This window comes from Kitasatospora sp. NPDC041988 (genome assembly GCF_055588525.1).
Genome location: NZ_JBVJCO010000059.1, coordinates 1 through 20,267, shown reverse-complemented (window position 1 = coordinate 20,267; position 20,267 = coordinate 1). Strand labels below are relative to the sequence as shown.

At 74.6% G+C, this 20,267-nt stretch carries 17 protein-coding genes and 1 pseudogene; 14 read left to right on the top strand and 4 right to left on the bottom strand.

Translation table 11 applies throughout. The annotated features are described in order from the left end of the window. Positions 1-137: 137 nt before the first annotated feature. A complete protein-coding gene (manA, locus tag ACZ6NC_RS37255) occupies positions 138-1,337 on the bottom strand; it encodes a mannose-6-phosphate isomerase, class I (RefSeq protein WP_465738319.1) in 1,200 nt (399 codons plus the stop codon). 315 nt (positions 1,338-1,652) lie between these two features. Between manA and ACZ6NC_RS37250 the strand changes: the two genes are divergently transcribed. The 5 genes and pseudogenes from ACZ6NC_RS37250 (at position 1,653) to ACZ6NC_RS37230 (ending at position 5,848) form a co-directional block, all read left to right on the top strand. Further along, the gene (locus ACZ6NC_RS37250; RefSeq protein WP_465738318.1) at positions 1,653-2,414 is read left to right on the top strand and encodes a polyprenol monophosphomannose synthase; all 762 of its coding nucleotides are present in this window, start codon (positions 1,653-1,655) and stop codon (positions 2,412-2,414) included. 177 nt (positions 2,415-2,591) lie between these two features. After that, on the top strand, positions 2,592-3,557 hold the full coding sequence (locus tag ACZ6NC_RS37245; protein ID WP_465738317.1) for an MBL fold metallo-hydrolase: 966 nt from the start codon (positions 2,592-2,594) through the stop codon (positions 3,555-3,557). A 63-nt stretch (positions 3,558-3,620) separates the two neighbouring features. Beyond that, a complete protein-coding gene (gene mobA, locus ACZ6NC_RS37240; RefSeq protein ID WP_465738316.1) occupies positions 3,621-4,202 on the top strand; it encodes a molybdenum cofactor guanylyltransferase in 582 nt (193 codons plus the stop codon). Between the two features lie 155 nt (positions 4,203-4,357). Then, positions 4,358-4,640 (top strand): annotated as a pseudogene (locus ACZ6NC_RS37235) (DUF6457 domain-containing protein); the annotation flags it as partial. Between the two features lie 20 nt (positions 4,641-4,660). Continuing rightward, positions 4,661-5,848, top strand: coding sequence for a molybdopterin molybdotransferase MoeA (locus ACZ6NC_RS37230; protein WP_465738315.1), 1,188 nt, complete (start codon positions 4,661-4,663; stop codon positions 5,846-5,848). 24 nt (positions 5,849-5,872) lie between these two features. On the opposite strand, the gene ACZ6NC_RS37225 is transcribed toward ACZ6NC_RS37230, so the two are convergent. Then, the gene (locus tag ACZ6NC_RS37225) at positions 5,873-6,841 is read right to left on the bottom strand and encodes a potassium channel family protein (protein ID WP_465738340.1); all 969 of its coding nucleotides are present in this window, start codon (positions 6,839-6,841) and stop codon (positions 5,873-5,875) included. A 237-nt stretch (positions 6,842-7,078) separates the two neighbouring features. On the opposite strand from ACZ6NC_RS37225, the gene ACZ6NC_RS37220 reads away from it, so the two are divergent. The 6 genes from ACZ6NC_RS37220 to ACZ6NC_RS37195 all read left to right on the top strand — a co-directional run bounded on the left by ACZ6NC_RS37220 (position 7,079) and on the right by ACZ6NC_RS37195 (position 14,347). Next, entirely contained in the window at positions 7,079-7,642 is a 564-nt protein-coding gene (locus ACZ6NC_RS37220; RefSeq protein WP_465738314.1) for a YbaK/EbsC family protein, read from the top strand. A gap of 180 nt (positions 7,643-7,822) precedes the next feature. Further along, positions 7,823-8,800 (top strand): NAD(P)H-quinone oxidoreductase, encoded by a 978-nt coding sequence (locus ACZ6NC_RS37215; RefSeq protein WP_465738313.1) that lies wholly within the window; start codon positions 7,823-7,825, stop codon positions 8,798-8,800. Positions 8,801-8,948: 148 nt separating this feature from the next. Continuing rightward, positions 8,949-9,980, top strand: coding sequence for a hypothetical protein (locus tag ACZ6NC_RS37210; protein ID WP_465738312.1), 1,032 nt, complete (start codon positions 8,949-8,951; stop codon positions 9,978-9,980). A gap of 164 nt (positions 9,981-10,144) precedes the next feature. Beyond that, positions 10,145-10,753, top strand: coding sequence for a bacterial proteasome activator family protein (locus ACZ6NC_RS37205; RefSeq protein ID WP_465738311.1), 609 nt, complete (start codon positions 10,145-10,147; stop codon positions 10,751-10,753). Between the two features lie 318 nt (positions 10,754-11,071). Next, positions 11,072-12,469: a protein kinase domain-containing protein gene (locus ACZ6NC_RS37200; RefSeq protein ID WP_465738310.1), complete on the top strand. Its 1,398-nt coding sequence runs from the start codon at positions 11,072-11,074 to the stop codon at positions 12,467-12,469. 111 nt (positions 12,470-12,580) lie between these two features. Then, entirely contained in the window at positions 12,581-14,347 is a 1,767-nt protein-coding gene (locus ACZ6NC_RS37195) for a protein kinase domain-containing protein (RefSeq protein WP_465738309.1), read from the top strand. A gap of 9 nt (positions 14,348-14,356) precedes the next feature. On the opposite strand, the gene ACZ6NC_RS37190 is transcribed toward ACZ6NC_RS37195, so the two are convergent. Beyond that, a complete protein-coding gene (locus tag ACZ6NC_RS37190; RefSeq protein ID WP_465738308.1) occupies positions 14,357-15,445 on the bottom strand; it encodes a phosphotransferase in 1,089 nt (362 codons plus the stop codon). Positions 15,446-15,541: 96 nt separating this feature from the next. Continuing rightward, positions 15,542-16,216: a response regulator gene (locus ACZ6NC_RS37185; RefSeq protein WP_465738307.1), complete on the bottom strand. Its 675-nt coding sequence runs from the start codon at positions 16,214-16,216 to the stop codon at positions 15,542-15,544. Between the two features lie 379 nt (positions 16,217-16,595). Between ACZ6NC_RS37185 and pdhA the strand changes: the two genes are divergently transcribed. The 3 genes from pdhA to ACZ6NC_RS37170 are packed head-to-tail and all read left to right on the top strand — an operon-like array spanning position 16,596 to position 20,166. Then, a complete protein-coding gene (pdhA, locus tag ACZ6NC_RS37180; protein WP_465738306.1) occupies positions 16,596-17,750 on the top strand; it encodes a pyruvate dehydrogenase (acetyl-transferring) E1 component subunit alpha in 1,155 nt (384 codons plus the stop codon). Beyond that, positions 17,750-18,724, top strand: coding sequence for an alpha-ketoacid dehydrogenase subunit beta (locus ACZ6NC_RS37175; protein WP_465738305.1), 975 nt, complete (start codon positions 17,750-17,752; stop codon positions 18,722-18,724). The genes pdhA and ACZ6NC_RS37175 overlap by 1 nt, the downstream gene beginning before the upstream one ends. 14 nt (positions 18,725-18,738) lie before the next feature. Next, positions 18,739-20,166, top strand: coding sequence for a dihydrolipoamide acetyltransferase family protein (locus ACZ6NC_RS37170; RefSeq protein ID WP_465738304.1), 1,428 nt, complete (start codon positions 18,739-18,741; stop codon positions 20,164-20,166). The last annotated feature ends 101 nt before the right edge of the window (positions 20,167-20,267 follow it).

The following is a 20,267-nucleotide window of genomic DNA, read 5'->3' as shown; positions in this document are numbered from 1 at the left end:
CTACCCCGCTCTCCCCACCCCGCCACCCCCCCACCCCCCCCCCCCCCCCCCCCCCCCCCCCCCCCCCCCCCCCCCCCGCTTTCCGTTCCCCGGAGCCTTCCGTGGAGTCACCGGGGGATTGTCCTGGGGAGCGGCCGTCAGAGCGCGACGGTGGCGCGGAAGACGGTGGCGTCGGTGCCGGCCAGCCGGGTGCCGGTGCCGGTCGCGGGGAGGAAGACGGACTCGCCGCGGGCGAGGTCCAGCGTGGTGCCGTCGGCCGCGGTCAGCCGGGCGGTGCCGGCGGTGCAGAGCAGGATCTGCGGGGCGCGGCCGTCGATCTCGCGCTCCCGGCCGTCCAGGGTGAACCGGGAGAGCCGGAACTCGTCGATCGGGACGGGGTAGAGCTCCTCGCCGGGGGTGCCGTCGACCGCGGTCGGGAGCAGCAGGTCCGGGGCGCCGGGGGTGAACTCGACCACCTTCAGCAGCTCCGGCACGTCGATGTGCTTGGGGGTGAGCCCGGCCCGCAGCACGTTGTCGGAGTTGGCCTGCAACTCGACGCAGACGCCGTGCAGATAGGCATGCGGGACGCCGGCGCCGAGGTAGAGGGCCTGGCCGGCCCGGAGCCGGATGGCGTTGAGCAGCAGCCCGGCGATCAGGCCGCGGTCGCCGGGGAAGCCGTGGGTGATCCGGGTGTACAGCGCGTACGGGCCGTCGGGGTCGCCGGCGGCGGCCTTGTCGACCGCCTCGGCGGTGTCCCGGACGGCGGCGGCGGCGGCGGCCTCGTCCATGGTGAGGACGGCGGCCAGGGTGGTGCGCAGCGCCTCGGACTCGTCCTCGCCGTCCAGCAGGGCGATCAGCGGGTCGAGCGCCGGCACCCGGAGCCCGGCCATCAGGGCGGCCGCCTCGGCGGGTGTGCGGAAGCCGCAGAGTCCGTCGAACTCGCCGAGCGCGCAGATGAGTTCGGGCTTGTGGTTGGCGTCGCGGTAGCTGCGGTGCGGAGCGTCCAGCGCGATGCCCAGGGCGTTCTCCGCGGCGTACCCGGCCCGGGCCTGGTCGAGGGTCGGGTGGGCCTGGATCGAGAGCGGAATGCCGGCGGCGAGGACCTTGAGCAGGAACGGCAGCGCGGGGCCGAACCGGGCCACGGCGGCGGCGCCGAGCTCGCCCTCGGGGTCGGCGGCGATCAGCTCGTCCAGCGGGCGCGGTCCGTCACCGCGGTCGGCACGGGAGGGTGCGCCGGGGTGGGCGCCCATCCAGAGCTCGGCCTGCGGTTCGCCGGTGGGTTCCTGCCCGAGCAGCTCGGGGAGTGCGGTGACCGACCCCCAGGCGTACGGGCGGACAGTGTTGACGAGCCTGTCCATGCGCGCGGTCCTGCTCCTCTGCTGCAGTGGCTGGTGTGCCGGATCGCCGGTTCGCCGGAGGCGGGCCCGGCGTGCGGGTGGTCCGGGCAAAGGCTGGGCATCGACCCTAGCCGACCGGTGCCGTCACCGGGGAAACGGCCGGGGCGGGCGGGGAGTGCCGTAGCCGTACCGGTGGTCCGAGGGCGCGGTAGTAGGATGCCAGGACGCAGTGGTTTCCACAGTGGGGACCGGTCGGCGGGGCGCCGACGGGGACTGCGTTCCAGAGTGCGGGCAACGGTGACTGGCACTTCCCGCCACCGGCCGAGAGGTTTGTACGTGACCGTGAACCAGCAGAGTTTTGCTGATCTCGGCAGGGTGCTGGTGATCATTCCGACGTTCAACGAGGCGGAGAACGTCGAGCGGATCGTCGGCCGGGTCCGCGCTGCGGTGCCCGAGGCACACGTCCTGGTCGCCGACGACAACAGCCCCGACGGCACCGGTGAGCTGGCCGACAAGCTGGCCGCCGAGGACCCGAACGTGCACGTCATGCACCGTTTGGGCAAGGAAGGTCTGGGCGCCGCCTACCTGGCCGGGTTCGCCTGGGGCATCGAGCACGGCTACGACGTCCTGGTCGAGATGGACGCGGACGGCTCGCACCAGCCCGAGGAGCTGGACCGGCTGCTGGGCGCGCTGCGCGGCGCCGACCTGGTGCTCGGCTCGCGCTGGGTGCCGGGCGGGCGAGTGGTGAACTGGCCGAAGTCGCGGCTGCTGCTCTCGCGCGGCGGGTCGACGTACTCGCGGCTGATGCTGAACGTGCCGATCCGGGACGTCACCGGCGGATACCGGGCGTTCCGCAAGGAGACCCTGCTCGGCCTGGGCATGGACGAGGTCGCCTCGGCCGGGTACTGCTTCCAGGTCGACCTGGCGTGGCGGACGGTGAAGGCCGGCTTCAAGGTGGCCGAGGTGCCGATCACCTTCGTCGAGCGCGAGCTCGGCGCGTCCAAGATGAGCCGCCACATCGTGATCGAGGCGCTCTGGCGGGTCACCGCCTGGGGTGTCTCCGACCGGATCGCCAAGCTGACCGGCCGCAAGGGCTGACGCGGCACACAGGGCCGGCGCCCGCCGCCTGACCGCGGGGACGCAAGCCGGCCCGGTGGCCTCGCACGCGACCGGGAAGGCGTGCCCCGCCGGGCGCGCCTTCCCGGCATTCGGCGGGTCGTACTCCCATGCTGTAGGGCGCAGGAAGTCCGACCGCCGAACCAGAGGGAGCAGCCAGTGACGTCGTCCCCGCCCGAGGACAGCGCCGGCGCGGAGCGCGTGGACGCCGTGGACGGCACCGACGCCCGGACGAACGCGGCCGGGGAGGCCCCGGCGGCCCGTCCGCTGGAGATCGCCGTCTTCACCGGCCCCGAATCGGCCTTCTTCGCCACCTCCACCCTGATCCTCGGTGAGCGCACCGCGATCCTGGTCGACGCCCAGCTCACCCGCAGCGCCGGCCGGGAGCTGGCCGAATGGGTGGCCGGCAAGGGCCGCAGGCTGCTGGCCATCGTCATCACCCACCAGCACCCCGACCACTACTTCGGCGCCGAGGAAGTGCTCAGGCTCTTCCCGGACGCCCAGCTGCTCGCCGCCCCGCCGGTGGTGGACGGCATCCTGCGGACCGCCGCCGCCAAGGTCGCCCAGTGGAAGCCCGTGTACGGGGACGACATCCCCGACCACCCGCTGGTGCCCGCCCCGCTGCTGCCCCAGCCGCTGATGGTCGACCGCCAGGTGATCCCGGTGCTGCTGCTCGGCCAGGGCGACTGCGGCGCCTCCACCGTGGTGCACGTGCCCAGCATCCGCACCGTGATCGCCGGGGACTTCGTCTACAACGGCACCCACGTCTGGACCGCCGACACCACCCCGGCGCAGCGCACCGCCTGGGGCCGCAACCTCGGCCGGATCGCCGAACTCGGCGCCGAGCGGGTGATCGCCGGCCACCGGGCGCCCGACCATGGCGACGAGGCGGCCCGGGTGCTCGCCTTCACCGGCGAGTACCTGCAGGACTTCGACCGCCTGCTGGCCCAGCACCCGGCCGACCCGGAGGCGCTGGCCACCGCGATGAACGAGCGGTACGGGGAGCTGACCCTGCCGGTCATGCTGGAGCTGAGCGCCGCCGCCAACACCGCCCGCCACCGGCAGGCGGACGAGGACGACGGGATCGTCGACGCCGAGATCGTCGAGGACGAGCCCGAGGACTGAACCGGACGGACTGAACCCGACGGGCCGGACCGGACGGGCCGAACCGGGGCGGATACTGGCGGCATGACGCCGTACGACGTGATCGTGCCGGCCGGGGGCGCCGCCCGTCGGCTCGGCGGAGTGGACAAGCCGGGCCTGACCGTCGGCGAGACGACCCTGCTCGACCGGGTGCTCACCGCCTGCGCCGGCGCCCGGACCACCGTGGTGGTCGGCCCGGCCCGGCCCACCACCCGCACCGGCGTGCGCTGGACCCGCGAGCAGCCGCCCGGCGGCGGGCCGGTGGCGGCCGTCGCGGCCGGCCTTGCCGAGGTCACGGCCGGGACGGTGCTGCTGCTCGCCGCGGACCTGCCGTTCCTGGACGAGCGGACCGTCCACCGGCTCGCCACCGCCCTCGCCGAGGCGGACCAGGGCACCGAGGCCGCCGTGCTGGTCGACGCCGCCGGCCGCGACCAGCCGCTCGCCGCCGCCTACCGCACCGCCGCCCTGCGCACCGCGCTGGCCGCCCTCGGCAGCCCCGCCGGCCTCCCGCTGCGCCGCCTGACCGGCGGCCTGCACACGCTGCGGCTGGCCGACACCGACGACGTCACGTACGACTGCGACACCTGGGAGGACCTGGAGCGCGCCCGCGAGCGCGAGGGGGCGTAGGAAGGGCCGGGGGAGCCGCCCGGGGGAGCCGCCCGGGGGAGCGGCCAGGGGCGCGTCCGGGGGGTGTGTCGCCCGCCGTCTCACGGGCCCCGGGCCCCCGCGTGAGGGAAACGACGCGCGGCGCTCACCGGACAAACACCTCGGCGAAACCGGTGATCAGGCAGCATGGGGCCCATGGAGCGCACGCTGGATGACTGGATCGCCGAGGTCGGGGCCGAGCTGGGGATCGACCTGGACGTCGACGTCCACGGACTGCTCGACCTCGCCCGGGTGGTCGCGCACGGGGTGGCCCGGCCCGCCGCGCCGCTGACCGCCTTCCTGGTCGGCTACGCGGCCGCGCAGCAGGGCGGCGGCCCGGAGGCGGTCGCCGAGGCGTCCCGGCGGACGGCCGCGCTGGCCGAGCGCTGGGTGGCGGCGGCCGGGCCGGAGCAGCCGTGAGCGCCGCCGAGGAGGCCCTCGTGCTCGATCGGAGCCCCGCCGGTCCGCCGGCGCTCACCTGGGCGCAGGCCCGGGAGGCCGCCCGCCGGGCCGGGCTGCACCCGCTGCCGCCCGAGCAGCTGGACCTGGCCGAGGCGCTCGGCCGCACCCTCGCCGAGCCGCTCGCCGCGCTCACCGACCTGCCCGCCTTCGACACCTCGGCGATGGACGGCTGGGCCGTCTCCGGGCCCGGCCCCTGGCGGGTCGCCGGCCGGCTGCTGGCCGGTGAGCCGGCCGGGGCGCCGCTGGCCGACGGCGCCGCCGTGGAGATCGCCACCGGTGCCCAACTGCCCCCCGGCGCCACCGCCGTGCTCCGGCGCGAGCACGGTGAGCGGGACGGCGCGCTGCTGTACGACCGGACCCCGGGCTCGCTGACCACCGGTCAGGACGTCCGCCCGCGCGGCCAGGAGTGCCGCCGGGGCGAGGCGCTGCTCGCCGCCGGAACGCCGGTCGGCCCGTCCGTGCTGGGCCTGGCCGCGGCCTGCGGCCACGACCGGCTGGCCGTCCGCCGCCGCCCGGTGGTCGAACTCCTCGTCCTGGGCGACGAACTGCTCGGCTCCGGACTCCCGCGGCCCGGCCTGGTCCGGGACGCGCTCGGCCCGCTGCTGCCGCCGTGGCTGCGCGCGGCCGGCGCCGAGGTGGGCGCGGTGCGCGCCGTCCAGGACGACTTCGGGCTGCTCCGGGACGCCGTCCGGCACTCCACCGCCGATGTGGTGGTCACCACCGGGGGGACGGCCGCCGGGCCGGTCGACTTCCTGCACCGGGCCCTCGCCGAGGCCGGGGCCCGGCTGCTGGTGGACGGGGTCGCCGTCCGCCCCGGCCATCCGATGCTGCTCGCCGAGCTCCCGGGCGGCCGCCACCTGGTGGGCCTGCCCGGCAATCCGCTGGCCGCGGTGGCCGGAACCGTCACGCTGGCGCTGCCGCTGCTGCACGCCCGCGGCGGCCGGTCGACGGGCGAGCCGGTGCTCGCGCCCGCCGCCGTCGACCTGCCCGGCCATCCGGCGGACACCCGGCTGCTGCCGGTCCGCCGGACGGTGCGCGGCGCCGTCCCGCTGGCCTTCGACGGCCCGGCGATGCTGCGCGGCCTGGCCCGTGCCGAGGCGCTCGCCGTGGTGCCGCCCGGCGGGGTGGCGGCCGGTGGAACGGTGGAGCTGCTGGACACCCCCTGACCGCCGCGCGCTTGGCTCCTGGTCTCAGCTGCCGGGGGTGACGGCCGGCCTGATGGTGATGATCCGGTCGGTGAGCCGGAGGGTGGCGGCCTCGGGGTCGGTGTAGTTGAGCACCCGCCGGCCGCGCACCACCGCGACGACGAGGTCGGCGCACGCGCGCGGGCTCTGCCCGGCCTCGGCCCGGGTGACCGGCCGCTCGTGCATGTCGAGGCCGGTGCCGTAGGTGAGCAGGTCCTCCATCACCGCGCCGGTGTTCGGGCTGAGCATCGACATGCCGAGCAGCCGGCCCGCCGAGCTGGAGCTGGTGACCACGACGTCGGCGCCGCTCTGCCGCAACAGTGGGGCGTTCTCGTCCTCGCGGACGGCGGCGACCACGGTGGCGGCCTTGTTGAGCTGGCGGGCGGTCAGGGTGATCAGGACGGCGGTGTCGTCGCGTTCGGGGGCGACGACCACCCGGGAGGCGCGGGGGAGTTCGGCGCGCAGCAGGGTGTCGGTGCGGGTGGCGTCGCCGACCACGCCGACCAGGCCGTCCAGGGTGGCCTGCTCGATCACCTTGCGCTGCGGGTCGACGACGACGATCTCGTCCCGGCGGACGCCCTGGCCGAGCAGGGTGTCGACGGCGCTGCGGCCCTTGGTGCCGTAGCCGATCACGACGGTGTGTTCCCTCACTGCGGACCTCCAGCGTCCGATCCGCCACTGCAGGCGGGTGCGTTCGGTGAGCACTTCGAGCGTCGTGCCGACCAGGATGATCAGGAAGAGCACGCGCAGCGGGGTGATCACGAAGATGTTGGTGAGCCGCGCGCTGTCGCTGAACGGGGTGATGTCCCCGTACCCGGTGGTGGAGAGCGTCACGGTGGCGTAGTACGCCGCGTCGAGGAAGCTCAGGCCCCCGCCGGCGTTGTCGTTGTAGCCGGCGCGGTCCAGCCAGACGATCACGGTGGTGGCCACCAGCAGGGCGAGCGCCAGCAGCAGCCGCATCGACACCTGGCGCATCGGCGCCCGCGGTTTCCGCAGGGGGAGGACGACCCGGTCGCCGGCCTCGACGTCGTGCTCCGTCCGGCCGGTGCGGCGCCCCGCCAGACGGTGCCGGAGGCCGGTCTCGTAGGGCCCGGAGGGCTGCTCACCGTTCGTCACCCACCCAGGATGGCGTGGATGCCGCGCGGCAGAAGCCCGGGGTGGGTGCCTGGGCGTGTCGGTGCCCGGTTGTCGCAGGTGGTTAGAGTCCGGGGCATGACTGAGCAACCGCTGCCCCCGTTCGGCAGGTTCGAGTCGGTCGCCCCGGCGCTGGACGTCTGCGACCTGCTGGCCGGGCCGGTGGCCGACGCCCTCAGGGACTGGGACGACCGGGAGGCCGCCCGGTCCGTGCTGTACGTGGAGACCGATCCGGAGAAGGCCGACACCGCGGTGTTCTGCGAGACCTACGACGTGCCGCCGGAGGTCTCGGCGAACTGCGTGGTGGTCGCCGCCAAGCGCGGCGGGGAGACCACCCTCGCCGCCTGCCTGGCGCTCGCGCACACCCGGGTGGACGTCAACAAGGCCGTCCGCAGGCACCTGGAGGCGCGCAAGGCCTCGTTCGCGCCGATGGACACGGCGGTGGCGCGGACCGGCATGGAGTACGGCGGGATCACCCCGGTCGGGCTGCCGGCCGGCTGGCCGCTGCTGGTCGACGCGGCGGTGGCCGCCGCGCCGTACGTGCTGGTGGGCAGCGGGCGCCGCCGGGGCAAGCTGATCCTGCCGGGGCGGGTGCTGGCCGGCCTCCCGGGCGCCGAGGTGCTGCCGGAGCTGGCCGGCTGAGCTCCTCCCCGGCGTGCCGGCCTGCCGGCGTCCGTCCGGCGTGGTGGCGTCCGTCCGGCCTGATGGCGTCCGTTCGTCCGCCCCTGGTGGCCGATCGGGCGGCGGAGGTGGCCGGTTGAGGCCCCGGGCCGCTGCGCGGGGCACCCCCGCGCGGCGGCCGGCACGCAGTAGCTTCGGGGCATGCATGCGATGACGATTCCCGAACCCGGCGGGCCCGAGGCACTGGTCTGGGCCGAGGTGGCGGACCCGGTGCCCGGCGAGGGCGAGGTCCTGGTCGAGGTGGTGGCCACCGCGGTCAACCGCGCCGACCTGCTCCAGCGGCAGGGCTTCTACAACCCGCCGCCCGGCAGCTCGCCCTACCCCGGGCTGGAGTGCGCGGGCCGGATCGTCGCCCTCGGGGCCGGCGTGGCCGGCTGGGCGGTCGGCGACGAGGTCTGCGCGCTGCTGGCCGGCGGCGGGTATGCGCAGCTGGTCGCGGTGCCCTCCGGGCAGCTGCTTCCGGTGCCGAAGGGCCTCACCCTGGAGGAGGCCGCCGCGCTGCCCGAGGTGGTCTCGACGGTCTGGTCCAACGTCTTCCTCACCGCCCACCTGCGGCCGGGCGAGACGGTGCTGCTGCACGGCGGCGCCAGCGGCATCGGGACGATGGCGATCCAGCTGGCCAAGGCGGTCGGCGCCCGGGTGGCGGTGACGGCCGGCAGCGCCGAGAAGCTGGCCCGGTGCACCGGGCTGGGCGCGGACATCGTGATCAACTACCGCGAGCAGGACTTCGTCGAGGCGCTCCGGGAGGCCACCGGCGGCGCCGGGGCGGACGTGATCCTGGACATCATGGGCGCCAAGTACCTGCAGCGGAACGTGGACGCGCTGGCGGTCAACGGGCGGCTGGTGATCATCGGGCTGCAGGGCGGGGCGCAGGGCGAGCTCAACCTCAACACCCTGCTGCGCAAGCGCGGCGCGGTGATCGCGACCAACCTGCGTGGGCGGCCGCTGGCCGAGAAGGCCGCGATCGTGGCCGCGGTGCGTGAGCACGTCTGGCCGCTGGTCGAGTCCGGGGTGGTCAAGCCGGTGATCGACCGGGTGCTGCCGTTGACAGAGGCCGCCGACGGGCACCGGGTGCTGGCCGACGGCGAGCAGGTCGGCAAGGTGGTGCTGCGGGCCTGACGGCGGCCGCCGGCGGCGCGGGGGTGGCGGGGCGGTTGGTGCACAGCCGTTCGAAATGCCCGGAATGTCGGATTGTGTGAATCTGGTCGGGAGCTGTCCCGCCGCCGACCCCGCCAGTGCGCGGTCGGCCGTCGGAAGGACCTCGACCGTGGCCGCACCTTCGAAGACGTTCCTCGGGCCGCTGCCCGCCGCGCCGTCCCGCCGCTGTACCCGGGGCCACGGCCGTCCCCGCCGCCGGGACGCCGGCCATCGCCGGGGCGGCCGCCGACTGCGGCTCCTGCTGACGGTGGCGGTGCTCGGGCTCGCCGTGCCGCTGGGCGTCGCGCCGATGGCGGTGGCGGCTTCGGCGGCTCCCCCGGAGCCGTCGGCCGGGGCGGGGACATCCCTCGTGTCCGGCGTGCAGTCCGATCCGCCGGTGCCGTCCGATCCGCCGGTGCCGTCCGATCCGCCGGTGCCGTCCGAACCGTCCGTGCCGTCCGAACCGTCGGTGCCGGCCGGCCCGTCCGAGCCCGGCAGCGGGCCGGCCACCGGGCCCGGACGGTCCGGCTCGCCGTCCGCGGGGGCCACGACCGCGTCTCCGTCCCCCGAGGCCTCGCCGGTGCCGCCCGGCGTACCGACGGGCGCGTCGAGCGGGGCGCCGTCGCCGACCGGCACGCCCGTGCCCTCGGCGAGTGCGGCCCCGGGCCCGGCCGCGCAGCCCTCGCCGGAGGTCTCCGGCCCGGCCGCCGCACCGCCGCAGCACCAGGGCGTCCGCCCCCGGCCCGGGACGGCCGTCGGCGTGCCCTGGGCGGACGCGGCCGGGCACCGGCACCGGCCGGCGTCGGCACCCGAGCGCGCCGACGCCGCCCCGGACCGGACGCCGGACCGGGCGCCCGCGCAGGCTCCCGACCGGTCGCCGGAACAGACGCAGGGCCGGCAGGCCGAGGCCGATCAGTCCCAGGCCGCTGCCGCTGCCGCGGCCGCGGCAGCGCCCGACGCCACCGCCCCGGCCGACGACGCCGCCGGCGACAGCGCGACGCTGGCCGCCGGCCAGGCCACCCAGCAGGCCGCCGCCACCGGCCCGGCCGCGCTCCCCGCCCGCTGGGGCGATGCCTCGACGCTCCAACTGCCGCTGGGCGCGGGCCTCGGCCTGATCGGCTGCGGCCTGGGGCTGATCGGCCTGCGCCTGCGCAAGGGCTGAGCCCGGGCGGTCCCGCTCCGCCCCCGCGCGAACTGAGTATCCGTACGGATACCGGGACCCCGCGCGGGGGCGTACCGTCGTGCCCGGTGGCGGCGCGGAACGGCCGGTGACGGCGCGACCGGGGGCTTCCGTCCGACCAACCCCAGTGAGGGAGAATGTTGTTCATGACGAATCCGATGAACGAGCGCTCGCCGCAGGAGCTGTACCAGGCCATGGGCGGGCAGTCGCAGGACGGCCAGAAGGTGCTGATCGTCGGACCGGACGGGCTGCCGGTGGGCCATGGTTTCGCCGGTCCGACGGGGGACGACGACGGTGACGGGCCGCGCGAGCTCCCGGTGACCGAGATGGTGGAGCAGCCCGCCAAGGTCATGCGGATCGGCAGCATGATCAAGCAGCTGCTGGAGGAGGTCCGGGCGGCGCCCCTCGACGAGGCCAGCCGCGCCCGGCTGAAGGACATCCACGCCAGCTCCATCAAGGAGCTGGAGCTCGGCCTGGCGCCCGAACTGGTCGCCGAACTGGAGCGGTTGTCGCTGCCGTTCACCGAGGACTCCATCCCCACCGAGGCCGAGCTGCGGATCGCCCAGGCCCAGCTGGTGGGCTGGCTGGAGGGGCTGTTCCACGGCATCCAGACCGCGCTGTTCGCCCAGCAGATGGCGGCGCGGGCGCAGCTGGAGCAGATGCGCCGGGCGCTGCCGCCCGGTCTGCACGGCGGCGAGCCGGAGGGCGAGGAGCCCGGCGAGGGCCGCGGCATCCGTTCCGGCCCGTACCTGTAGGCGTACCCGCGGCCCGTACCCGGGACGGCGCCGGGCCCGGCCGGGGCGGGCCGGCCGGTCGGACGTACCGCCACGACCCGGGCCGGACGGACGACCGCACGCAGAACCACCCGGTAGCGGATCGCAGCTCGGACACAGTGTCGGCCCTGCGCCGATCACTGTCGCCGTGAGCCGATACCCTGAGCCCCTGTCGCAGGCCGGGCGAAAGCCGCCGCGACAGGGGCGGGCAGGCCGACGGGCCGGGCCCGCAGCACGCACGGACGAGACCGAACGTCACGGTTGCGGCGGCAGGGCCGCGCCGAGGGGGAGCAGAGGACCATGAGCGAGCACGGCAACGCGGCGGTCGAGGGCCACTCCCTGGGCAACGGCAGGTACGTGCTGCAGCGGGTGCTCGGCGAGGGCGGTATGGCCTCGGTGCACCTCGCCTACGACAACGTGCTGGACCGCCAGGTCGCGCTGAAGAGCATGCACGCCGAGCTGGGCCGCGACGACACCTTCAAGGAGCGGTTCCGCCGCGAGGCCCAGTCGGTGGCCCGGCTGGAGCACACCAACATCGTCACCGTCTACGACAGCGGCGAGGACATCGCCCCGGACGGCTCCAGCACCCCGTACATCGTGATGCAGCTGGTCGACGGCAAGGGCCTGCGGGACGCGATCAACGACGCGGTCGCGCAGTACGGCGCGATGCCCGTCGAGGAGGCGCTGCGGATCACCGTCGGCGTGCTGAACGCGCTGGAGGCCTCGCACGACCAGGGCCTGGTGCACCGCGACATCAAGCCCGGCAACGTCATGTTCGACCGCAAGGGCACCGTCAAGGTGATGGACTTCGGCATCGCCCGCGCGCTGGACAGCGGCGTCACCTCGATGACCCAGACCGGCATGGTCGTCGGCACCCCGCAGTACCTCTCGCCCGAGCAGGCGCTCGGCAAGCCGGTGGACGCCCGCTCCGACCTCTACTCGGTCGGTGTGATGCTCTTCGAGATGCTCACCGGCCGGCTGGTCTTCGACGGCGACTCGGCGTTCTCGATCGCCTACAAGCACGTGCAGGAGGAGCCGTCGGCGCCGTCCAGCATCAACCGGGCGGTCAGCCCGTCGGTGGACGCCTTCGTCGCACAGGCCCTGCGCAAGGACCCGGCGCACCGGTTCCCGAGCGCGGCGGCGATGCGTGACGAGGCCGAGCGGCTGATCGCGGTGGAGAAGGGCGGCAACGGCAACGCGCTGGCCGCCAGCACCCCGCTGCTGATCACCGACGGCCCGCGCTCGGCACACGCCGCCCCGCAGGCGCCGCAGACCCCGCAGCCCTTCCAGCAGCAGCCCTTCCAGACCCCGCCGCCGGCCTTCCAGACCCCGCCGCCGCAGCCGCAGTACCTCCAGCAGGGGGGGCCGCAGCAGTACCAGACGCCGCCGCCCGCGTTCCAGACCCCGCCGCCGGCCTTCCAGACCCCGCAGCCCTTCCCGCAGCAGGCGCACACCCCGCCGCCGCAGCCGATGCCGCCGTTCCAGCCCGCCCCCGCGTCGAACAGCGGCGGCTGCTCCACGGCGCTGGTGATCGTCGGCATCATCATCGGCGTGATCGTGCTCGCGATCATCATCATCGCGATCGTGGTGACCAGGGCCGAGAAGAGCAGCAGCAGCACCACGTACCCGCGCGTCGCCGAGCGGACCGCCACCGTTCTCCACCTGGACACCCCGGCCGACCGGAATGGCCTGCTCTGATGCAGCCTGCCCGAATCGGGCGTGCTACGGGGGACGGCCGGAGGCGGTAGCGTTCGGGGACACGAAGCGACAGGGCACCGCGATCCGAGCGAAGGCCCGGGGCGAGGAGCGATGGCACAGACGCAGCATCCGGACGACGACGAGGGTGCCTGGGCGGCCGGTGGAGCCCCGCAGGCTCCCGGCGCCGGTAGCGACAACGCCGCCACCACTGCGCTCCCGCCGTTCGGCGGCGGCCCGCAGACGCCCGGCCGCGGCACGGCGGCCCCGCTCGGCACGGTCGGTGACGGCCGTTACCGGCTGACCCACCGGCTCGGCCGCGGCGGTATGGCCGAGGTGCTCGCCGCGCAGGACATCCGGCTCGGCCGGACCGTCGCCGTCAAGCTGCTCCGTCCCGAACTGGCCCAGGACGACATCGCCCGGCTGCGCTTCACCCGCGAGGCACACGCCGTCGCGGCGCTCAACCACCACTCGATCGTCGCGGTCTACGACACCGGCGAGGAGTACGTCGGCGACGAGTCGACGCCGTACATCGTGATGGAGCTGGTCGAGGGCCGGACCGTCCGCGAGCTGCTGGTGGACGAGGAGGCGCCGCCGGTCGACCAGGCGCTGATCATCATCGCCGGGGTGCTGGAGGCACTGGCCTACAGCCACCGGCACGGCATCGTCCACCGTGACATCAAGCCGGCCAACGTCATCATCACCACCACCGGCGCGGTCAAGGTGATGGACTTCGGCATCGCCCGCGCGCTGACCGGCACCGCCAGCACCATGACCCAGACCGGCATGGTCATGGGCACCCCGCAGTACCTCTCGCCCGAGCAGGCGCTCGGCAAGCCGGTCGACCACCGCTCCGACCTGTACGCGGCCGGCTGCATGCTCTACGAGCTGCTGACGCTGCGCCCGCCGTTCACCGGCGACACCCCGCTCTCGGTGGTCTACCAGCACGTGCAGGACCCGCCGGTGCCGCCGTCGCAGGCCAACCAGCGGGTGCCGGCCGCGCTCGACCCGTTGGTGCTGCGCTCGCTGGCCAAGAACCCGGACGACCGGTTCCAGGACGCCGACGAGTTCCGCGCCCACCTCCAGCACGCGCTGCGCGAGATGCACGGCGCCGGCGGGGCCTGGGCGGCCGGCGCCGCGGCGGCCGGGCTGGCGGCCGCGGGCCAGGGCCACAGCGGCGCCACCCCGATGATCGGCACCGACGAGACGGCCGTGCTCGGGGCCGGTGTCGGCGTGCCGGGCGACCCGACCACGATGCTGCCGTACCAGGTGCCCGGCGGCCCGCACACCCCGTCCGCGCCCTACCAGGGGGTCGGCGGACCGTACGGGGGCGGCCACGGCCCCGGCGACGGGGGCGACGGCGACGGGCACGACGACGACCGGCGGCGCGGGCCCTGGGCCTGGGTGGCCGGCGCCGCGGCGGTGCTGGTCGCGGCGGGCGTCGGGATCGCGCTCGCGCTCAGCGGCGGTGACGGCGGCCAGAACCAGAACCCGAAGCCCAGCACGCCGGCTTCGGTGGTCTCCACGCCGGAGACGACCGCGCCCTCCACGGGCCCGACGCCGACCACGGCGCCGACCTCGCAGAGCACCAGCCGGCGGCCGCAGCAGCCGACCGACAACAACAACAGCAACCAGAGCCCGCCGGTCGGCCAGTCCCCCAAGCACACGCCGACCCCGACCCCGACGGGCACCGGCACCAGGACGCCGACGCCGACCCCGACGCCGACCGGCACGTCGACGGGCGGGGCGACCAGCAGCCCGACGGGCGGCGGGGCGACCGGCACGCCGACGACCGGCACCGGGGGCGGGGCGACCGGCACCCAGGCGCCGCCGCCCACGAAGCCGGTGCCGACGGCGCCGGTGACGCCGCCGGCTCCCTGACCGCCCGGGTCAGTTGGCGAAGGCGTCCAGGACCTGCTCGTACTCCTGGCACCACCACGCCAACTGGCCCGCCGAGGCGGGGTAGAGCGGGTCGGCCCGGTGGTCGGCCCGCTGGTAGCGCCACTGGAGCATCCAGAAGTCGTTGAGCCGCTCCCACCAGACCCGGTGCACGGCGGCCGCCAGGTGCTCCGCGCCGGCGGCCCCGGTGGCCCGGTAGGCCTGCGAGTAGTGCCGGACCCGGACCAGGTCGAGCACCCCCGTCGTCCGGTCGTGGAAGACCAGGGTGGCGGCGCGGACGGCCTCCTCGGCGCGCGGCTGCACCCCCAGCTTGTCCCAGTCCAGGACGGCGCAGATCCGGCCGTCCCGGTGCAGCAGGTTGAGCCCGTGGAAGTCGCCGTGCGTCCAGCCGGTGGGCGGGGCGGCCTGCGGGGCCGGCCGCCGGTGGGCGTACTCGGCGAGCAGGTCCAGCCGTTCGGTGAGGCGCTGCTCGACCAGCCCGTCGAGTTCGTCGTGCGGGCGGTGCTCCTGGGCGCGGCGCCGTAGGTCGCGGGCGAGTGCGGCGCTGTCCAGCGGGTCGGCGCTGCGGTAGCCGGCCGGTTGTGCGGCCGGGGCGCAGACGTCGTCGAGTGCGCCGTGCAGGTGGCCGAGCAGCGCGCCGAGCGCGTCGCACTGCGGGAGGGAGAGGTCGGTACCGTGCCGGTGTCGGCCATTCACCCAGGGGAAGAGCGCGAACAGCCGGCCGCCGAACGCGGCCACCGTGCCGGCCCGTTCGGCACAGCCCAGCGGGGGTGCGACGGGCAGTCCGAGGGCGTGCAGCGCGGCCATCGCGCGGTGGTGGTCGGCGATCGACCGGCGGTCGGCGGTGGCGGCGTCGACGTAGCACTTCAGGAAGTACGTCCCGGCCTCGGTGGTCACGCGGTAGCCCCGGTTCAGCAGGCCCTCGGCGACCGGCTCGGCGGTCAGCAGCCGCCCGACCCGGTAGCGGCGCAGGACTTCCGCCAGGGCGGCGTGCGGGACGGGCGGGCTGAGGGTCCCTATCGGGGGAGCGGAGAGATCGGGGCGGGCCGGGGCGCAGGCGAGGGTCTGGCTGAAAGTCACAGCCCGAGGTTAGGGCCCCCTGGCGGGGGTCCTTGACAAACCGTCAGTTCTCTGCATGTGGCAGGAGCGGGCGGCCGGCGGCCGGTGGTGACCGGGTCAGTGGTGCTGGTCGGCCTGGTGCTGGTCCGCCTGGTGCCGGGCCACGAAGGCCGCGGCCTGGGTCCGCCGTTCCATGCCCATCTTGGCGAGCAGGCTGGAGACGTAGTTCTTCACCGTCTTCTCGGCCAGGTGCAGTTCGTTGCCGATCTGACGGTTGGTCATCCCCTCGCCGATCAGGTCGAGGATGCGCCGCTCCTGCTTGGTGAGCTGGGCCAGCCGCTCGTCCTCCTTCTCGCCGCCGTCGCGCAGTCGCGCCAGCACCCGGCTGGTGGCGACCGGGTCGAGCAGCGACTTGCCGGCCGCGACGTCCCGGACGGCGGTGATCAGGTCGGTGCCGCGGATTGCCTTCAGGACGTAGCCGGAGGCGCCCGCCATGATCGAGTCGAACAGCGCCTCGTCGTCCGAGAACGAGGTCAGCATCAGGCACTTGATCTCCGGCAGCCGGGAGCGGATCTCCCGGCAGACCTCGACGCCGTTGCCGTCCGGCAGCCGGACGTCGAGCACCGCGACGTCGGGGTGGACGGCGGGGATCCGGGTGATCGCCTCGGCGGCGGTGCCGGCCTCCCCGACCACTTCGATGTCGTCCTCGACCGAGAGGAGATCGTGGACGCCCCGCCGGACCACCTCGTGATCGTCGAGCAGGAATACCCTGATTTGTCCGTTATCAGTCACCCACAAAGCCTCCCATATCACCGTACGAAAGACCTATCGCCTGCACCGCCACAGGATCGCTATCCGGCCAGACCGGCGGAAACCGATGCCGGTAACCCCCTTACGTACGGGCCTTCGCCCGGATAACGTGCGCAGGTGTCCTGAAGGCGACCGAATTGAGAGCTGCGCCACACCCGCAGTTGTAGGCCCTGAACAAGTAGGACGTCCTAGCGCAAGCGCGCCAAGGGCTGCCGCTGGGTAACGTTCTCGTGAGGGACGCCGTCGGAAAAGGATCACCACCTGCCTCGCAGTCGGTGCGCACACCCACGCGCGCCCCGCGAGGCGGTGACCGGACCGGTCACCGGCGACCCCGGGCGGCCGGACAGACCGAGGAGTGAACGTGACCGTCAAAAGCACGGCGAGGGCTCGCAAGAAGGCGGCCCCCGGCGTCCCTGACACCCTCCGCGCCACGGGTACGGACGCCCAGCCGGAGCTCGTACAGCTGCTCACCCCGGAAGGCGAGCGGATCGAGCACCCGGACTACCCGCTCACCACCACCCCGGACGAGCTGCGCGCCCTCTACCGCGACCTGGTGCTGGTGCGCCGGTTCGACGCCGAGGCGACCTCGCTGCAGCGCCAGGGCGAGCTGGGCCTGTGGGCCTCGCTGCTCGGCCAGGAGGCCGCCCAGGTCGGCTCCGGGCGGGCCATGCGCACCGGCGACTACGCCTTCCCCACCTACCGCGAGCACGGCGTGGCCTGGTGCCGCGACGTCGACCCGCTGAACCTGCTCGGCATGTTCCGCGGCGTGAACCACGGCGGCTGGGACCCGAACGAGAAGAACTTCCACCTCTACACCATCGTGATCGGCGCGCAGACCCTGCACGCCACCGGCTACGCGATGGGCATCACCAAGGACGGCTCCGACGACGCGGTGATCGCGTACTTCGGCGACGGCGCCTCCAGTCAGGGCGACGTCAACGAGGCCTTCACCTTCGCCTCGGTCTACAACGCCCCGGTGGTCTTCTTCTGCCAGAACAACCAGTGGGCGATCTCCGAGCCCACCACCACCCAGACCAAGATCCCGCTGTACCGCCGCGCCTCCGGCTTCGGCTTCCCCGGCGTCCGGGTCGACGGCAACGACGTGCTGGCCTGCCTGGCCGTGACGCGCTGGGCACTCGACCACGCCCGCAGCGGCAACGGCCCGGTGCTGATCGAGGCGTTCACCTACCGGATGGGCGCGCACACCACCTCCGACGACCCGACCCGCTACCGGCCCTCCGAGGAGACCGAGGCCTGGAAGGCCAAGGACCCGATCACCCGGCTCAAGGCGCTCCTGGAGAAGGAGGGCCTGGCCGACGAGGAGTTCTTCGCCTCGATCGACACCGAGAGCGAGCAGCTGGGGCTGCGGGTGCGCGAGGGCGTGCGCAGCATGCCGGACCCGGACCCGACCCTGATCTTCGACCACGTCTACGCCGAGCCGCACACGCTGGTCGATGAGGAACGGGCCGAGTACGTCGAGTACGCGGCCTCCTTCGAGGCGGGGGAGAACCTCTGATGGCCGGTCAGCTCAGCATCGCCAAGGCGCTCAACGAGGCGCTGCGCAAGTCGCTGGAGAACGACCCGAAGACGCTCCTGATGGGAGAGGACATCGGCAAGCTCGGTGGCGTCTTCCGGATCACCGACGGCCTGCAGAAGGACTTCGGGGACAGCCGGGTGATCGACTCCCCGCTCGCCGAGTCCGGCATCGTCGGCACCGCGATCGGCCTGGCGCTGCGCGGCTACCGCCCGGTGGTCGAGATCCAGTTCGACGGCTTCGTCTACCCGGCCTTCGACCAGATCGTCTCCCAGCTGGCCAAGATGCACGCCCGCGCGCTCGGGCACGTCAAGATGCCGGTCACCATCCGCATCCCGTACGCGGGCGGCATCGGCGCGGTCGAGCACCACAGCGAGTCGCACGAGGCGTACTTCGCGCACACCGCCGGCCTGCGGGTGGTCTCCCCGTCCAACGCGCACGACGCGCACTGGATGCTGCGCCAGGCCATCGAGTCCGACGACCCGGTGATCTTCCTGGAGCCGAAGCGCCGCTACTGGGACAAGGGCGAGGTCGGCGACGCCGCCGACCTGGGCCTCTACGACGCCCGGATCGTCCGCCCCGGCGCGGACGCCACGCTGATCGCGTACGGGCCGATGGTCAAGGTCTGCCTGGAGGCCGCCGCGGCCGCCGAGGAGGACGGCCGCCGGCTGGAGGTCGTCGACCTGCGCTCGCTCTCCCCGGTGGACTTCGCCACCCTGGAGGAGTCGGTCAAGCGGACCGGCCGCGGCATCGTGGTGCACGAGGCGCCGGTCTTCCTGGGCATGGGCTCCGAGCTGGCCGCCCGGCTCACCGAGCGGTGCTTCTACCACCTGGAGGCGCCGATCCTGCGGGTCGGCGGCTACCACGCGCCGTACCCGCCGTCCCGGGTCGAGGAAGCCTTCCTTCCCGACCTGGACCGCGTGCTCGACGCCGTCGACCGCGCGCTCGCGTACTGAACCGGGGAGCGAAGATGACCACCGAAGTTCGCTCGCTCCGCGAGTTCAAGATGCCCGACGTGGGCGAGGGCCTCACCGAGGCCGAGATCCTCAGCTGGTACGTCAAGCCCGGCGACACCGTGACGGACAGCCAGGTCGTCTGCGAGGTGGAGACCGCCAAGGCCGCCGTGGAGCTGCCGATCCCCTTCAACGGGGTGGTCGAGCAGCTGTTCTTCCCGGAGGGCGCGACGGTCGACGTCGGCACCGTGATCATCTCGGTCGCGGTGGCGGGGGAGGCCCCCGCCGCCCCGGTCGCCGCGGCGCCGGCGGCTGCCCCGGCCTCCGCCCCCGCGAAGGCCGAACCGGCCGAGCCGGAGCGGCGCGAGGTACTGGTCGGCTACGGGCCGCGGACCGGCGGCTCCCAGCGCCGGGCCCGCCGGACGACCACCACCACCGTGGTCGCCGCTCCGGCCGTCCCGGCCCCGGTCGCCCCGACCGCGCCCGTCGCGCCGGCGCCCGCGCCGATGGTGCCGGAACAGCAGTCCGGCGAGCGGCCGTTGGCGAAGCCGCCGGTGCGCAAGCTGGCCAAGGACCTCGGCATCGACCTGCGCGCCGTCACCCCGACCGGCCCGGACGGGGTGGTCACCCGCGAGGACGTGCACGCGCACGCCTCGGCGGTGGCCGCCGCTGCCGCGGCCCCCGTGGCGGAGCCGGTGGAGGCGCCCGCCGCCGCGCCGGTGGCCGTGCCGGCCGTGACCGCGGGCGACGTCCGGGTGCCGATCAAGGGCGTCCGCAAGGCGACCGCGCAGGCGATGGTGGCCTCGGCCTTCACCGCCCCGCACGTCACCGAGTTCGTCCAGGTCGACGTCACCCGCACGATGAAGTTCGTCCGCCGGCTCAAGGAAAGCGGCGAGCTCGGCCGGGACGTCCGGGTCAGCCCGCTGCTGCTGGTCGCCAAGGCGCTGCTCACCGCCATCAAGCGGCACCCCGAGATCAACGCCCAGTGGGACGAGGCGGCCCAGGAGATCGTCATCAGGGGCCAGGTGAACCTCGGCATCGCCGCGGCCACCCCGCGCGGCCTGATCGTCCCCAACATCAAGGACGCGGGCGGCAAGACCCTCTCGGGCCTGGCGGTCTCGCTCGGTGAGCTGATCGACACCGCCCGCCAGGGCAAGACCTCGCCGAGTGACATGCAGGGCGGCACCGTCACCATCACCAACGTCGGCGTCTTCGGCGTCGACACCGGCACCCCGATCCTCAACCCGGGCGAGGCCGCGATCCTCGCCTTCGGCGCGGTCCGGGAGCTGCCGTGGGTGCACAAGGGCAAGGTGGTCCCGCGTCAGGTGACCACGCTGGCGCTCTCCTTCGACCACCGGCTGGTGGACGGGGAGTTGGGCTCCAAGGTGCTGGCCGACGTGGCCGCGCTGCTGGAGCGGCCCAAGCGCCTGATCACCTGGGGCTGACGACCCGGAAACGCTGAAAGGGGCCCTTCTCCGCACCGCCGTGCGGAGGAGGGCCCCTTTCGGGTTTCCGTGCGTGTCGGTCAGCGCTGGGGACGCAGTCG